Source organism: Providencia huaxiensis, assembly GCF_002843235.3.
GTDB lineage: Bacteria > Pseudomonadota > Gammaproteobacteria > Enterobacterales > Enterobacteriaceae > Providencia > Providencia huaxiensis.
The window spans coordinates 1652421-1668304 of record NZ_CP031123.2; the positions used below are offsets into that span (position 1 = coordinate 1652421).

Annotated in this window: 14 protein-coding genes; 4 read left to right on the forward strand and 10 right to left on the reverse strand. The window is 39.8% G+C overall.

The genetic code is table 11. The features are described from left to right. Positions 1 to 32 precede the first annotated feature (32 nt). The gene (locus CYG50_RS09285; RefSeq protein WP_004911118.1) at positions 33 to 230 is read right to left on the reverse strand and encodes a YqaE/Pmp3 family membrane protein; all 198 of its coding nucleotides are present in this window, start codon (positions 228 to 230) and stop codon (positions 33 to 35) included. 289 nt (positions 231 to 519) lie between these two features. On the opposite strand from CYG50_RS09285, the gene yciA reads away from it, so the two are divergent. Continuing rightward, a complete protein-coding gene (gene yciA / locus CYG50_RS09290; RefSeq protein WP_102138639.1) occupies positions 520 to 954 on the forward strand; it encodes an acyl-CoA thioester hydrolase YciA in 435 nt (144 codons plus the stop codon). Between the two features lie 82 nt (positions 955 to 1036). Here the strand turns inward: yciA and CYG50_RS09295 are convergent, their stop codons facing one another. Continuing rightward, on the reverse strand, positions 1037 to 1744 hold the full coding sequence (locus CYG50_RS09295) for a TonB family protein (protein WP_102138640.1): 708 nt from the start codon (positions 1742 to 1744) through the stop codon (positions 1037 to 1039). A gap of 126 nt (positions 1745 to 1870) precedes the next feature. Next, a complete protein-coding gene (locus tag CYG50_RS09300) occupies positions 1871 to 2044 on the reverse strand; it encodes a YciY family protein (protein WP_004254127.1) in 174 nt (57 codons plus the stop codon). A gap of 286 nt (positions 2045 to 2330) precedes the next feature. Between CYG50_RS09300 and cls the strand changes: the two genes are divergently transcribed. Then, positions 2331 to 3791 (forward strand): cardiolipin synthase, encoded by a 1461-nt coding sequence (cls, locus tag CYG50_RS09305; RefSeq protein WP_102138641.1) that lies wholly within the window; start codon positions 2331 to 2333, stop codon positions 3789 to 3791. A gap of 22 nt (positions 3792 to 3813) precedes the next feature. Then, complete coding sequence (locus CYG50_RS09310; protein WP_102138642.1) at positions 3814 to 4146, forward strand: HI1450 family dsDNA-mimic protein; 333 nt, start codon at positions 3814 to 3816, stop codon at positions 4144 to 4146. Between the two features lie 76 nt (positions 4147 to 4222). Here the strand turns inward: CYG50_RS09310 and oppF are convergent, their stop codons facing one another. The 7 genes from oppF to CYG50_RS09345 form a co-directional block, all read right to left on the reverse strand. Further along, complete coding sequence (gene oppF / locus CYG50_RS09315; RefSeq protein WP_102138643.1) at positions 4223 to 5224, reverse strand: murein tripeptide/oligopeptide ABC transporter ATP binding protein OppF; 1002 nt, start codon at positions 5222 to 5224, stop codon at positions 4223 to 4225. Next, entirely contained in the window at positions 5221 to 6210 is a 990-nt protein-coding gene (locus tag CYG50_RS09320; RefSeq protein ID WP_102138644.1) for an ABC transporter ATP-binding protein, read from the reverse strand. Before CYG50_RS09320 ends, oppF begins: the two co-directional genes overlap by 4 nt. 10 nt (positions 6211 to 6220) lie before the next feature. Beyond that, complete coding sequence (gene oppC / locus CYG50_RS09325; protein WP_004911132.1) at positions 6221 to 7129, reverse strand: oligopeptide ABC transporter permease OppC; 909 nt, start codon at positions 7127 to 7129, stop codon at positions 6221 to 6223. A 14-nt stretch (positions 7130 to 7143) separates the two neighbouring features. Next, the gene (oppB, locus tag CYG50_RS09330) at positions 7144 to 8064 is read right to left on the reverse strand and encodes an oligopeptide ABC transporter permease OppB (protein WP_102138645.1); all 921 of its coding nucleotides are present in this window, start codon (positions 8062 to 8064) and stop codon (positions 7144 to 7146) included. A gap of 71 nt (positions 8065 to 8135) precedes the next feature. Continuing rightward, entirely contained in the window at positions 8136 to 9776 is a 1641-nt protein-coding gene (gene oppA, locus CYG50_RS09335) for an oligopeptide ABC transporter substrate-binding protein OppA (RefSeq protein ID WP_102138646.1), read from the reverse strand. 93 nt (positions 9777 to 9869) lie between these two features. After that, on the reverse strand, positions 9870 to 11471 hold the full coding sequence (locus CYG50_RS09340; RefSeq protein WP_232368170.1) for an ABC transporter substrate-binding protein: 1602 nt from the start codon (positions 11469 to 11471) through the stop codon (positions 9870 to 9872). Between the two features lie 530 nt (positions 11472 to 12001). Next, positions 12002 to 12646: a YchE family NAAT transporter gene (locus CYG50_RS09345; RefSeq protein WP_004254112.1), complete on the reverse strand. Its 645-nt coding sequence runs from the start codon at positions 12644 to 12646 to the stop codon at positions 12002 to 12004. Between the two features lie 484 nt (positions 12647 to 13130). On the opposite strand from CYG50_RS09345, the gene adhE reads away from it, so the two are divergent. Beyond that, positions 13131 to 15836, forward strand: a complete 2706-nt coding sequence (gene adhE, locus CYG50_RS09350; RefSeq protein ID WP_102138648.1) for a bifunctional acetaldehyde-CoA/alcohol dehydrogenase — start codon at positions 13131 to 13133, stop codon at positions 15834 to 15836. Positions 15837 to 15884: the final 48 nt, after the last annotated feature.

Below are 15884 nucleotides of genomic sequence, written 5' to 3' on the forward strand. Positions count from 1 at the left end.
ATTGCATATCCATTAGCAGGTTTTTTTATATGTTAATAGCGTTTGTCACCAAATGCTTTTTCAATCTTTTTATCTGTATTGTACTGTGATAGCGCATATACCGACCAAATAGCGGCAGGTAACCAACCAATAAGCGTAATTTGTAAGATTAAGCAAATGATCCCAGCAAAAGGACGCCCTATCGTAAAAAATTGCAACCAAGGTAATAATATTGCCAATAACAATCTCATTTCATACCTCTAAGTAAATAAATAAATTTCATACTATTGAGTATAGCCAATTCAATCAATTGACTAAATATAAAAAACACTTCTTGCTGTTTCTTTGCAAAAATTGATTTTCTTTCCAAATTTAGACGTCGTTTATTAATAATGAGTATCATATTTATCTTATTTTTGCAGCAATTCAATTAAATAGCTATTATCAATCAATAACTGAGTGGTTCCAGTTTACTATTGCATATGTAATTTGTTATAAATGCAAAATCAAAAGTAATAACCCTTTTAATACGAGTCAGATATGCAATTGCCGAACGGTGAGTTAGTTTTACGTACATTAGCCATGCCTGCAGATACTAATGCAAATGGTGATATTTTTGGCGGCTGGTTGATGTCACAAATGGATATAGGTGGCGCTATCTTAGCAAAAGAAATTGCTCTAGGGCGTGTGGTCACTGTGGCGGTAAACGGCATTAAATTTCAAAAACCCGTTGCCGTAGGCGATGTTGTTTGTTGTTATGCACGCTGTCTAAAAACAGGGAAAAGCTCAATTACCATTAATATTGAGGTTTGGGTAAAAAAAGTCGCAACGGAGCCTGTTGGCCAACGTTATCGTGCAACTGATGCAGTATTCACCTATGTTGCCGTTAATGACGATAGCACCCCACGTTCATTACCCAAAGAAAAACAACATTTTCAGTTAGCAAGTTCAGATCAAAAAACTAACGAAGCATAAGTTTTCTACTCCACTCATTATGTAAAAAACAAAAAGCACCATCATCGCTGTGGTGCTTTTTTGTACAGCCCAATAATATCCATTAGACTTGACTAACAGTGCCATCCAATTTGAAATAAATTTCAGTCACGTAGCCTTTTGCGGGTTGCTTTTCAAAAGTCCAACGGTTCATTGCGCGTTTTACGTCTCGCTCAAATAGCCCTTTAGGTGTAGCTTCAACAAATTCAATATTTGTCACTCGGCCATCATCATTGATATCATAGCGAACTTTCACATACCCTTCTTTACCTAAACGACGCGCACGTTCTGAATAAGCAGGAGCTTGTTTATGCAGAGCCCTAGGGCCACCTTTCTTAGTCGATTGACTATTACTTGCCCCTGTATTGTTTGCAGTCTTTATTGGGCTATTATTCGTTTTCGGTGCAATGACGTCTGATTTAAGATTATTCATCGCCAATTGCTTCTCAACTGGCTTAACATCTTCTTTAATTTTTTTCTTTTCTTCCTGTTTTGGCTTAGGCTTTTTCTTCACCTCAGGCTTTTTCTTAGGTAATGCAATGACGGGTTCAACTACCGGTTCGGGTTCGGGCTCTATAACGGGCTCTGGTTCGGGCTCTACCGGTGTTTCAACCTGCTCAACGGGCTCAGGGGCGGCAAAAGCAACCATAGCAATCGTCAATGGTTCAGGGTCTCTGACCAAGTTAGGTTGATTAAAAATCCATGCCATTGCAAGACCCGCATGAATAGATAATGAAACGACGATAATTAAAGTCCAACGCATCCAACGCATATGCAATTTCTACCCTACACCTGTCAACCAAAAAGAATATGACTGATAGTTTAAATGCAAATAGCAATCATATTCAATAAGGTTTGTCATACAAAGTGAAAAATGTGAGTGTACGCTGTAATAACCTTACTCAATCCATTGGGTAAAAAGCAGGGAATGTCGACGATGGTAAATGTCAATTTTACGCATTGCATAGATGCGCATGTTCCGCCTTGAGTGCCCTTCTAACCAGCGTCTACGGCGACGTAGGGATTGTCTTAACATACGCCAACGCCCTACTTCATGCCTACTACGTCTCATTTAATTGTGTCCTTTTATCGTCTAAAAATTATTAGAAAAAAATATTATATTCCTTTGAAAAAAAGAACCAAGAGGAACTTTTTATGTCATTTCAGTGCACCATTTTTAATTTCATAATGATAAAATAAACTATTAAAACTATTTTTCCTAACGAATTACGCTATTTCACGAAGCTTTTACTGCAGAATTTTGCTAAATTCTATTAAGTTGATATTTTGCTAACAGTTTTTTAGCTAAACTATCTTTTTTTGAACCTTTTTCTTATCAGTGAGGCATCTGACCCGTTATGGCAACCGTCTATACACTTATGAGTTGGCTTCTGTTCTTCCTATATTGGCTAATTATTGCAGCAATTACAGTTCGCATTTTAGTCAAAAGAAGGCCAGTCACCTCAGCCATGACATGGCTCCTGATTATTTATATCCTGCCATTAGTCGGAATTATTGCATATGTCGCCTTCGGTGAGCTTCACCTTGGTAAACGTCGAGTCGATAAAGCTCATGACATGTGGCCATCTGTAGCCACATGGTTAGAAAATCTGCGAAATTCAAAACATATCTTTGCCACTGATAACAGCCCTGTTGCTGAACCATTATTTCAGTTAATTGAGAAACGCCAAGGTATCGCGGGGGTTAAAGGTAACAGGATTCAACTTCTGACCACTTGTGAAGATTCATTGAAAGCAATTGTCAATGATATCAATAATGCTCAGCACTCAATTGAAATGGTATTCTATATTTGGCAGCCTGGTGGTTTAGTCGATGGGGTTACCGAAGCCTTACTTAATGCCGCTAAACGCGGTGTTAAGTGCCGAATTATGGTGGACTCCGCGGGAAGTTGGCATTTTTTCCGTAACGATTACCCTGAAAAAATGCGTGCTGCTGGTATTGAGTTTGTAGAGTCATTAAAAGTTAATTTGATGCGTTTCTTCTTGCGTCGTATGGATTTACGTCAACACCGTAAAATAGTCGTTATCGATAACTATATTTCATATACTGGCAGTATGAATATGGTTGACCCCCGTTATTTTAAGCAAGATTCAGGGGTTGGCGAATGGGTTGATATTTTAGTGCGTATGGAAGGCCCTGTGAGTACCACATTAGGCATTGTGTATGCTTTTGACTGGGAAATGGAAACTGGCCAACGCGTACTTCCACCACCGCCTGATAGTAATATTATGCCTTTTGAACAGGCTAATGGGCATACAACACAAATTATCGCCTCAGGCCCAGGTTTCCCTGATGAGTTGATTCAACAGTCGCTGATGACCGCGATGTTCTCTGCACGCAAACAACTGATCATGACTACCCCTTATTTTGTGCCTAGCGATGACCTTTTGCATGCAATTTGTACAGCAGCAATGCGGGGTGTAGATGTCAGCATTATTATGCCAAGGCAGAATGACTCATTCCTTGTCCGCTGGGCAAGTCGTTCATTTTACAGTGAATTATTAGCTGCTGGCGTTAAGATTTACCAATTTGAAGATGGCTTATTGCACACCAAGAGCGTATTAGTGGATGGCGAGCTCAGCCTTGTCGGTTCAGTCAATCTTGACATGCGCAGTTTATGGCTCAATTTTGAAATCACCGTGGTCATTGATGATAAAAGTTTTGGTAGCGATCTCACGCTAGTTCAGTATGATTATATTGCACGTTCAACGCGTTTAGAAATCGAAGAGTGGGAACAACGCCCGTTCTGGAACCGTGTCGTTGAGCGCATTTGTTATTTCTTTAGTCCATTGTTATAAATTAAGTTTATTAGGAAAGGTCATGACCAAAATACAAAATACACCTTTAATCGATGAAGACGAGATCATTGAAATAGCTTATGACCTTTTTCTTGACGGGGCAATGGAGAATCTAGAGCCCGCTGACCAATTAATTTTTGCTTTGCAGTTTGAAGAGCTAGGCGCCGCAGAAATTGTGCCTTTTAGTCATAACTGGCAAGATATTATTAATGATAACATTGAATTAGAGCAACTAAGTGAAGTCGTTATCGGCTTAGCTCAAAGCCCGGATGCCGAATTAGACGATATTTTTGCTCGCGTATTGATTAGCCGCCACCCTTCCAAACCGTTTCACCATATTTTGTGGAAGAAATAATCGATTAAAAGGGACATTTTGTCCCTTTTAGATTAATTAAAGTAAAAGCCCTCTTTTGACCATCATGAGAAAACCATTACAGTGGATCAATTTTCAAACAAGACACCGCATGTTTGAAACTCCCTTCTAATAATGGCCTTGTTTTTGCACACTCTTCATCTGCTAATGGGCAACGGGTTCTAAATACGCAACCTGAAGGCGGGTTAATTGGCGATGGCAATTCACCTTCTAAAAGCTCTATCACCTTATTTTTTTCTTTATCGGGATCAGGAACTGGAACCGCAGACATCAATGCACGCGTATAAGGATGTAAGGGATTATTGTATACCTCATCATAGGTACCAAGCTCCACCGCATGCCCCAAATACATCACTAAGACACGGTCAGAAATATGCTTAACCACCGCCAAATCATGTGCGATAAATATCAGTGATAGCTTCATTTCACGTTGTAATTCTTGGAGTAAATTAACAACTTGCGCTTGAATTGACACGTCTAATGCAGAAACTGGCTCATCGCAAATCACAAGTTTTGGTTCTAAAATCAATGCTCTTGCGATACCAATGCGCTGGCATTGCCCTCCCGAAAACTCGTGGGGATAGCGGTTAATCAAGTTTGGTAATAACCCAACCCGCATCATCATTTTTTTCACTTTTTCTGTGATTTGTGATGGTGACATTTTAGGATGATAGGTTTTCAATGGCTCGGCAATAATATCGCCGATGGTCATTCGCGGGTTAAGTGAAGCCAAAGGATCTTGGAAAATCATTTGGATATCACTGCGAATGCTACGCCATTCTTTGTCAGTTTTACCTAACAAGTTCTGCCCAAGCCAACTTACTGTGCCATCTGTCGCTTTGACTAACCCAATGAGTGCACGAGCAAAAGTGGATTTACCACACCCGGATTCCCCGACTACCCCTAATGTTTCGCCTTCATATAAACGCAGTGTTACGCCATCTACCGCTTTAAGACTTTTGTTTGGTTGCCAAAACCACTGTTTTTTATCTCGGATCTCAAAGTGGACTTTAAGGTCATTCACTTCGAGTAAAACTGGCCTATTTTCATGGGTACTCATACCAATTCCTCCAGTGGCTTAAAGCAGGCACGTAACCGCGTTTGACCAAATGTGGTTAATGCAGGTTCTTGGTCAACACATTGCTGAACTGCATATTGGCAACGAGGTGAAAATGGGCAGCCTTTGGGTAAACGTAATAAATTAGGCGGATTGCCGGGAATGGTTGCTAAACTCTCGTCATCACCATCAAGGCGTGGAACCGCAGCTAATAAGCCAAGTGAATATGGGTGAGATGGATGATAAAAGATATCCTTCGCAGTACCGTACTCCATCGTACGTCCTGCATACATCACTAGGACTTTATCACATACCCCTGCGACGACCCCAAGGTCGTGGGTGATCAAAATAATTGCAGTATCAAACTCTTGTTTTAACTCATTGAGCAACGTCATAATTTGCGCTTGTACTGTCACATCAAGTGCGGTTGTGGGTTCGTCAGCAATTAACAGCTTTGGTTGGCATAACAGTGCCATTGCAATCATGACTCGTTGTCTCATTCCTCCTGAAAATTCATGTGGATACATATTCATCCGCTTACGTGCTTCCGGCATTTTAACGGCATCTAACATCCGAACGGATTCTTCGAAAGCCTCCCTTTTACTCATACCTTTATGTAGCATGAGAACTTCCGACAATTGAGTACCAATTTTCAAATAAGGATTCAATGATGTCATTGGGTCTTGGAAAATCATGGAAATCTCTTCCGCCCGCATACGGTTTAATTCTTTTTCTCTTAAATTCAAAATCTCACGGTCATTAAACATGGCAGAGCCATTAATTTTGCCATTTTTGGCAAGCAAGCCCATTAGTGCGAAAGCGGTTTGTGATTTTCCTGAACCTGATTCGCCTACTATTCCAAGCGTTTCCCCCGCACTTAATTCAAAGTTCAATTTATTTACAGCGGTAACATCACCATCTTGGGTCGCGAATGTCACACTGAGATCTTTCACGGATAACAGAGGGCTTTTCATTGGGTTATTTAACATATTATTCCCTCTAGCGATCTTTCGGGTCGAGCGCATCACGCAGCCCGTCACCGATAAAGTTAAAACAAAATAGCGTGATGACTAAAAAACCAGCTGGGATCAGTAGTAACCAAGGCGTCACTTCCATTGAGTTCGCCCCATCACTTAATAACGCCCCCCAACTACTTAACGGTTCTTGTGTCCCTAAACCTAAAAAGCTTAAGAATGATTCAAACAAAATCATACTTGGAACTAATAATGAGGCGTAAACGACTACTACACCTAAAACGTTAGGAACAATATGTCGTAGAATAATCTGCCGTGTACTCACACCACAAACAAGCGCTGCTTCAATAAATTCTTTACGTTTTAATCCAAGTGTTTGCCCGCGAACAATACGCGCCATATCCAACCATGACACCATTCCTATCGCCACAAAAATCAATAAGATATTGGTACCAAACAAGGTGACTAACAAGATCACAAAAAACATAAATGGAAAGGAGTTTAAAATTTCTAATATACGCATCATGATGGAATCCACTTTTCCACCTACGTAACCAGCTAATGAGCCGTACAGTGTGCCTACCACAACTGCGACTAACGCAGCGGCAACCCCCACCATTAAGGAAATTCGCCCACCGATCGCAACACGCACTAATAGATCTCGGCCTGAAGCATCTGTACCAAAATAATGTCCAGTTGCCATATCAGGTGGCATTGACATCATTTCCCAATCGGTATCGTCGTACAAAAAAGGCGACAACATGGGCGCAAAAATGACAAATAAAGTAATTAAGAACAACACACATAAGCTAAAAATTGCTGCACGGTTGTGCATAAAACGGCGCCTAGCATCTTGCCATAAACTGCGCCCTTCAATATCGAGCTGCTCTGAAAAGTTCGCCAGAGCTTCACTATTTTTTTGGTTCGATAGCATCGTGTTTCTCCGACTTAGTAACGAATTTTAGGGTCAATAACGGCATACAAAACATCGACAATCGCATTAAATGCAATTGTCAGTACCCCAACTAAAATTGTTAAGCTCAATACCAGCGAATAATCACGATTAAGTGCACCGTTAACAAAGAGTTGACCGATCCCCGGTAACCCAAAAATGGTTTCAATGACCATTGACCCAGTAATAATCCCTACAAAAGCAGGCCCCATATAGGAAAGCACAGGAAGCAACGCAGGTTTAAGGGCATGGCGTAAAATGATAGTTCTTAGTGGTAATCCTTTTGCACGGGCAGTACGAATGAAGTTTGAATGCATAATTTCAATCATCGAGCCACGTGTAATACGGGAAATACTCGCGATATACGCTAATGAAAGCGCAACCATGGGCAGAACCATATGTTTTAGGTTCCCGCCATCCCAGCCACCACCAGGGAACCATTTCAAGTGAATGGCAAAAATTAGCACCAATAACGGCGCTACAACAAAGCTTGGGATAACAACCCCCGTCATGGCAAACCCCATGACTGTAAAGTCCCATTTGGTATTTTGGTTGAGTGCGGCTATCACCCCTGCGGATACCCCAAATAACACAGCAACAATAAATGCAGTAGCCCCTAATTTTGCAGAGACAGGGAATGCTTTAGCCACTAAATCATTAACACTGTAGTCCTTGTATTTAAATGATGGGCCAAAGTCACCCTTGGAAAGCTGAATTAAATAATTAAAATACTGCTTATACATAGGGTCATTTAAATGGTATTTCGCTTCAATATTTGCCATTACTTCCGGTGGCAATTTCCGCTCGCCAGTGAATGGGCTCCCTGGAGCTAATCGCATCATAAAAAATGAAATGGTAATCAGAACCAAAAGAGTCGGAATGGCTTCTAACAACCGACGAAAAATAAATTTCAACATCGCTCTTTCCTACTTCTATTGCCTAAATAGGCGAATATCTGGCTCCAATAAATGGAGCCAGAGCAACTATATTAGTGTTTAATAATATATAAATCTTTAGTATGCAGATTATCTAATGGGTCTTTGCCACTATAGCCACCCACATAAGGTTTCACTAAACGCGTATTAACATAGTAGTAAAGCGGAACAACCCCTGAGTCTTTATCGAGTAATTTTTCAGCTTGTTGATAGAGTTCTGCTCGTTCTTCATCTGTTTTGGCTTGCAATGTTTTCTTCATCACCGCATCAAAATCTGTATTTTTATAGTGAACGGTATTATTACTGCTGTAGGAAAGTAACATATTGAGGAAGGATGAAGGCTCGTTATAGTCCGCACACCACCCCGCGCGTGCAACATCATAGTTGCCTTGATGTCGGCTATCTAAGAATGTTTTCCACTCTTGGTTTTCTAATTTCACTTCCGCACCAATGTTTTTCTTCCACATAGAAGACGCTGCAATCGCAATACGCTTATGTAAGTCTGAGGTGTTATATAATAAATTGAATTTTAGAGGATTCCCTTTGTTATATCCCGCTTCTTCTAGCAACTGTTTCGCTTTTTCATTACGCTGCTCTTGGGTCATATTCGCGTACCAATCTGGTTTTTCTGTTTTCATTCCGCTGGTAAATGGTGGAGTGAAACCATACGCAGGAATATCCCCTTGAGCTTTAACTTTATACGTAATTGTGTCTCTATCCATAGATAGCTTTAACGCTTCACGTACACGAGGGTCGTTAAATGGGGGTTTTTCATTATTAATCTCATAATAATAAGTACACAAGTATGGACTTACCCGTAACTCATTCGGCATATTTTTCTGCAAACTTTTGAACTGTTCGATAGGTAAGTTACTGTATGTCATATCAATTTCACCACTACGGTAGCGGTTAACATCTGTAACTTCTGAGGAAATCGGTAAAAAAGTCACTTGGTCAATAATGGTATTCGCATTATCCCAATAGCTTGGGCTTCGCTCTAATACAATGCGCTCATTAACTGTCCAATCCTTCAATTTATATGCCCCATTACCCACAAAATTCTGTGGCTGCGTCCACTTAGCACCATGTTGTTCAATAGTTTTTTTATTTACTGGGGACATAGATGAGTGAGCTAATAATTTAGGGATATAAGGAACAGCTTCACTCAGTGTAATAACTAGGGTTTTGTCATCGAGAGCTTTAATACCAAGTTCTTCAGGTTTTTTCTTTCCAGAGATAACATCGTCAATATTATTGATATGGGCATATTGTAAATAACTCGCATAAGGTGATGCAGTATCAGGATCAGCCAATCGTCGCCAGCTATACACAAAATCTTCGGCTGTGACAGGGTCACCATTAGACCATTTAGCACCTTCGCGAATTTTAAATGTCCATTCTGTAAAATCTTTATTTTCCCAGCTTGTTGCTGAACCAGGTAAAATTTCACCATCAGGCCCCACAATTGTGATCCCTTCAAAAAGGTCTCTCGCTAAAGCAGATTCCGGCACCCCTTCAATTTTATGTGGATCTAATGACTGAGGTTCTGAGCCATTATTACGAACCATTAACTGTTTTTCAGCCAGTTCAACACCTGCGGGAACCGTTGCTGCAAAACTTGTTGCTATAGAGCCCATTGCTAACCCAGCCGTTACGCTAAGCGCAATAATCGATTTATTGATTAATTTACTCATCTTATCGGTTACTCCCATACATAATTATTATGATTGTGTGTTGATATATGTTCACCCAGTAGATGAACACTTTTTATAATTATTTAGATATTATTAATTAGGTTCACTTATATATAACCGTTTAATATCCGTATAATCAAGGGGGTCATTACCTTTAAATCCGCGAACACTCGGTTTTATCATTCGAGCACTAACGCGATAATAAACAGGAACAATAGCCGAATCCTTGTCTAGCAAGGTTTCCGCTTGTTGATAAATTGCATGGCGAGATGAAGGATCTGGAGCTGTCAGCGCTTGCTCAAGCAAGGCATCAAAGTCCGAATTATTATAAAAAGCGGTATTATTACTATTTTGAGACAACATCATATTCAAAAATGCAGTTGGTTCATTGTAATCTGCGCACCACGTTGCCCTAGCAACATCGTAATGACCTTCATGACGACTTTGTAATGATGTTTTCCATTCTTGGTTTTGCAACGTCACTTGCGCACCAATATTTTTCTGCCACATCGATGCTGCAACAATAGCTTGCTGTTTGTTTTGATCTGAAGTGTTATACAATAAGTCAAATTTCAATGGGTTTTCTTTGTTATAACCCGCTTGTGAAAGTAAATCTTTAGCGCGCTGATAACGTTGTTCTGCCGATAAATTAGCCCATTCAGGTAATGCAAAGTCACCATTATTGATAAAGCTTGGCGTAAAACCATAAGCGACTTTTTGCCCTTGAGCGATAATTTTATTGGTAATTATTTCTCTATCTAAACCCAATTTTATTGCTTCACGTACTCTTGGGTCATTAAACGGCGCTTTTTGATTATTTATTTCATAATAGAACGTACACAAATATGGCCGAACATATAATTCATTGGGCCTTTCTTGCTGCATTTTTTTATATAAAACAGGTGGGATTGCAGAATTTGAAATATCAATTTCACCACTACGGTAACGGTTAATATCACTCACTTCGGAGCTAATCGCTAGAAAGGTCGCTTGCTCAATACGACTATTGGGATTATCCCAGTAAAATGGGTTTCGTTTGATAACAATACGTTCATTTACCACCCACTTATCCAATATGTATGCCCCATTTCCAATAAAATTTTGGGGTTGAGTCCATTTATCACCATGCCGTTGAATTGCAGACTTATTCACAGGCTTCATAGACGTATGAGAAAGCATATCGACAAAATAAGGTACTGGGTGGCTTAGCGTAACCTGTAGATGTTGCGGATCAAGTGCCTTCACCCCCAGCGCTGTTGCAGGCATTTTCCCTGCTAAAATCGCATCTGCATTTAAAATATACGCATTTTGTAGATAACTTGAGTAAGGAGAGCCTGTATTAGGGTCAGATAAACGTTGCCAACTATACACAAAATCTTCAGCGGTTACAGGTGAGCCATCACTCCACTTTGCATCTTCCCGCAAAGTAAAAACCCAAGAGGTGTAATTTTCATTGGTCCAATTTTTAGCAACGCCAGGAACTGCCTTACCGTCTATATCGGTATACACGAGGCCTTCTAATAAGTTTAATATCACATTGCTTTCTGGCACCCCTTCCACTTTATGGGGATCAAGAGATGTTACTTCTGAGCCATTATTAATTGTGATTACCTGTTTTACTTTTTCCGTGCCATTTGCTTGTAACGCAACAAATAATAACGAGAGCACACCATAACCAAGTGTTGATTTGAACATCCTATCCCTCACGATTCATTGATGGCGCTATAACCTCATTAGCAACCTTATTTACGCTGATATTTAAGCCCTAAGACTGTTATTTCCTTATGGGCAATCCACTTTATGACTCCAATATTCAAAACAATTAATTAACATTCGCTAGTTAAAAACTTTTGATAACTTTTAAAAATAACAGCTAAACATTATGTTTATCTTTAAATTACAATGCATTACAAAAGTATAATCATACAATACAAGATAGACCTCAAATTCGAATCCAAACATATCATTAACAAACGCCAATTAGAATAGTGAATAAATTTACGTAGCTCACAATTCCTTACTTTTTATCCCTGTTTTAGCAAAAAATGCCACATATAATTACAGGGAACATTTTTTTCATACGTGATTATTGATGACTAAAATTTTAATAAGCCAATTAAAACTACCTGAAGAGCAAAATTGATGTATGTAATACGATAGGAACTAACGATAGATATGGCTGCAAATAGGTTTAGTTTGCAGCCATAAAAAGAGAAGAAATTAGATTATAATAAGCCTGGGAATATGGCTTTAACCCCGGTCACAATAAACTCTATCCCCAGCGACATCAGTAATAGGCCCATGATACGCGTCACCACGTTGATCCCTGTTTGACCTAAGTAACGAACCAATAAAGACGCTGAACGAAATAATAACCAACAACAAAAAGCAAATGCGATACTCGTCAAGGCTAAACCTAAAAAGTTTTGCCAACCATGCCAACGAGATGACCAAACGATACAAGAACTGATTGCCCCAGGCCCTGCCATTAAGGGTAAAGCCAAAGGTACAACACCAATGCTATCCCTAACCGCAGTTTCTGTTTTTTCTTGCTTATTCTGTTTGTCTTCACCAATTTTACCGCTAATCATTGACATCGCTATTGTGACGATCAAGATCCCACCAGCAATACGGAAAGAATCAATTGAAATACCAAATAATTGCAGAATTGAGTCACCAATTAATAATGATGTACATAAAATGATAGCAACTGATGTATTTGCAATAGTATTAGTTTTATTTCTCCCTGCATTACTTTGATAGTTTGTCATACTAATAAACACAGGCAATATGCCAACTGGGTTCACAAGTGCAAACAAGCCAATAAAGAATTTTATATAACCCGATAAATCAAGTAATGCGCTACTCACCCATTCATTTCCTTAAGCAGTTCTCTTTAGAGATTCATTGATATCTTTTATGATTTTACCACCGATGTTATTAATTTCCTTGAGCAAAACAATATTTTCTTCAACTTGCTAAATTTGCTTAGCATTTAGTTAGGTATACATAAATTATCTGCACAAATTGTTTTGATAATATTAAATTAAGTAATAGATGAACAACATTTATTCAACTTGTGCATATATACACGTGCTGAAAGGAGTCAGCTTGGCGTTTTCGTGATATAGATCACTTTATTTAATTACCGTTTTGTTAATCTACTCTTAACTGATAGGCAGAGCTAATGAGGATATTAACTCAAAACTGAATAAGGTTTTTAAGCCAATAAGCGATCATGAGCAGCGTTATTATAGATAACATCTATACTTTCATCTTTAAGCATTTCCTAGTTCTATAGATGCATTTTGCTCATTGGCTTAAAAAGTTTAACATTTATCAGGAGTAATCTATATGTCCGTAACTAACGTTACCGAACTCAATGAACTCGTTGCTCGTGTCAAAAAAGCTCAACGCGAATTCGCAACTTTCTCCCAAGAGCAAGTTGATGAAATCTTTAGAGCCGCCGCCCTCGCTGCTGCTGACGCACGTATCCCCCTAGCAAAACTCGCTGTCGAAGAATCTGGAATGGGTATTATTGAAGATAAAGTGATCAAAAACCACTTTGCTTCAGAGTATATCTATAATGCGTATAAAGACGAAAAAACCTGCGGCACGCTATCTGAAGACCCAACATTTGGAACAATTACTATCGCTGAGCCGATTGGTATTATCTGTGGTATTGTTCCAACAACAAACCCAACTTCAACCGCGATTTTTAAATCACTGATTAGCTTAAAAACGCGCAACGCTATTATCTTTTCTCCGCACCCTCGCGCTAAAAATGCAACTAACCGCGCAGCACAAATCGTGCTTGATGCTGCCATTGCAGCGGGGGCACCAAAAGACATTATTGGCTGGATTGATTCCCCTTCTGTTGAGCTATCCAACGCTTTAATGCACCACCCTGATATTAACCTGATCCTAGCGACAGGTGGGCCAGGCATGGTCAAAGCAGCTTATAGCTCAGGTAAACCTGCAATTGGTGTTGGTGCTGGTAATACCCCTGTCGTTATTGATGAAACAGCGGACATTAAACGTGCCGTTGCGTCCATTTTGATGTCAAAAACATTCGACAACGGAGTTATTTGTGCTTCTGAACAATCCGTTGTGGTTGTGGATGAAATCTACAATCAAGTTCGCGAACGTTTTTCAAGCCATGGGGGCTACCTGCTACAAGGAAAAGAGCTTAAAGCGGTTCAAGATATCATCTTAAAAAATGGCAACCTAAACGCTGCTATTGTTGGTCAGCCTGCCTATAAAATTGCAGAAATGGCCGGCATTACCGTTCCAAAAACAACTAAAATCTTAATCGGTGAAGTCAAAACCATCGATGAGTCAGAACCGTTCGCACATGAAAAACTTTCACCATTATTAGCGATGTATCGTGGTAAGAATTTTGAAGATGCAGTTGCAAAAGCAGAACAATTAGTTGAAATGGGGGGGATTGGCCATACCTCTTGCTTATATACTGACCAAGATAACCAACATGATCGTGTTAACTATTTTGGCCAAAAAATGAAAACAGCGCGTATTTTAATCAATACGCCAGCGTCACAAGGTGGTATCGGTGACCTGTACAACTTTAAATTAGCCCCTTCTCTGACTCTAGGTTGTGGTTCTTGGGGTGGTAACTCCATCTCTGAAAACGTAGGTCCAAAACACCTAATCAATACCAAAACTGTGGCGAAGAGAGCTGAAAATATGTTGTGGCATAAACTTCCGAACTCAATCTACTTCCGCCGTGGTTGCCTCCCTATCGCCCTTGAAGAGATTGCAACTGACGGTGCTAAACGCGCTTTCATCGTAACTGATGGTTATCTATTCAATAATGGTTATGTTGATGAAGTGGTTAGCGTTCTCAAAAAACATCACATTGAAACAGACGTTTTCTTTGAAGTTGAGGCAGACCCAACATTAACGGTGGTTCGTAAAGGTGCAGCCCAAATGCAAGCATTCCAACCTGATGTGATCATTGCATTAGGGGGTGGTTCACCAATGGATGCGGCTAAAATCATGTGGGTTATGTACGAACACCCGGAAACTCATTTTGAAGAATTAGCATTACGTTTTATGGATATACGTAAACGTATCCACCGTTTCCCTAAAATGGGCGTTAAGGCTAAATTAGTTGCTATCACAACGACTTCGGGAACAGGTTCTGAAGTCACGCCATTTGCGGTAGTGACTGATGATAAAACAGGCCAAAAATATCCATTAGCAGACTATGCATTAACGCCAAATATGGCAATTGTTGATGCGAACTTAGTCATGAATATGCCTAAATCTTTAACGGCTTTTGGTGGTTTAGATGCGGTCACCCATGCGTTAGAAGCTTATGTTTCTGTTTTAGCTAACGAGTTTACTGATGGCCAAGCACTTAAGGCCCTGAGTCTATTAAAAGATTATTTACCAGCCAGTTACCATGAAGGGGCTAAAAACCCTGTAGCAAGAGAACGTGTCCATAACGGGGCGACACTTGCAGGTATTGCTTTTGCAAACGCATTCCTTGGTGTATGTCACTCTATGGCACATAAGCTTGGCTCAGAGTTCCACATCCCTCATGGGCTTGCTAATGCTTTGCTGATTTGTAACGTTATCCGTTTTAATGCGAATGATAACCCAACAAAACAAACTGCATTTAGCCAATACGACCGCCCTCATGCACGCCGCCAATACGCAGAAATTGCGGATCACTTAGGGCTCACTAAAGTTGGTGATCGTACTGCTGAGAAAATTGAAAAATTACTCGCATGGTTGGAGGAAATAAAAGCCGATTTAGGTATTCCTAAATCTATCCGTGAGACTGGTGTTACTGAAGCTGACTTCTTAGCTCGCGTGGATAAACTTTCTGAAGATGCATTTGATGACCAATGTACAGGTGCTAACCCTCGTTATCCTTTAATCTCTGAAATTAAACAATTATTACTGGATTCTTATTATGGTCGCGAGTTCGTTGAGCATCAAGACGCACCCGTGATTGAAAAAGAGGAAAAAAAAGCGCCTCAGAAAAAAACAGCCGTAAAAAAAGAAGCTGAAAAGAAAAGCACTAAGAAATAATGTATTAAACATTATTTAAAATAAAGGCACTGCAATAATTGCAGTGCC

Bases quoted from the DNA above. Each gene is read 5' to 3' on its own strand.
- CYG50_RS09285 (WP_004911118.1), bottom strand. From the start codon at position 230: ATGAGATTGTTATTGGCAATATTATTACCTTGGTTGCAATTTTTTACG.
- yciA (WP_102138639.1), top strand. From the start codon at position 520: ATGCAATTGCCGAACGGTGAGTTAGTTTTACGTACATTAGCCATGCCT.
- CYG50_RS09295 (WP_102138640.1), bottom strand. From the start codon at position 1,744: ATGCGTTGGATGCGTTGGACTTTAATTATCGTCGTTTCATTATCTATT.
- CYG50_RS09300 (WP_004254127.1), bottom strand. From the start codon at position 2,044: ATGAGACGTAGTAGGCATGAAGTAGGGCGTTGGCGTATGTTAAGACAA.
- cls (WP_102138641.1), top strand. From the start codon at position 2,331: ATGGCAACCGTCTATACACTTATGAGTTGGCTTCTGTTCTTCCTATAT.
- CYG50_RS09310 (WP_102138642.1), top strand. From the start codon at position 3,814: ATGACCAAAATACAAAATACACCTTTAATCGATGAAGACGAGATCATT.
- oppF (WP_102138643.1), bottom strand. From the start codon at position 5,224: ATGAGTACCCATGAAAATAGGCCAGTTTTACTCGAAGTGAATGACCTT.
- CYG50_RS09320 (WP_102138644.1), bottom strand. From the start codon at position 6,210: ATGTTAAATAACCCAATGAAAAGCCCTCTGTTATCCGTGAAAGATCTC.
- oppC (WP_004911132.1), bottom strand. From the start codon at position 7,129: ATGCTATCGAACCAAAAAAATAGTGAAGCTCTGGCGAACTTTTCAGAG.
- oppB (WP_102138645.1), bottom strand. From the start codon at position 8,064: ATGTTGAAATTTATTTTTCGTCGGTTGTTAGAAGCCATTCCGACTCTT.
- oppA (WP_102138646.1), bottom strand. From the start codon at position 9,776: ATGAGTAAATTAATCAATAAATCGATTATTGCGCTTAGCGTAACGGCT.
- CYG50_RS09340 (WP_232368170.1), bottom strand. From the start codon at position 11,471: ATGTTCAAATCAACACTTGGTTATGGTGTGCTCTCGTTATTATTTGTT.
- adhE (WP_102138648.1), top strand. From the start codon at position 13,131: ATGTCCGTAACTAACGTTACCGAACTCAATGAACTCGTTGCTCGTGTC.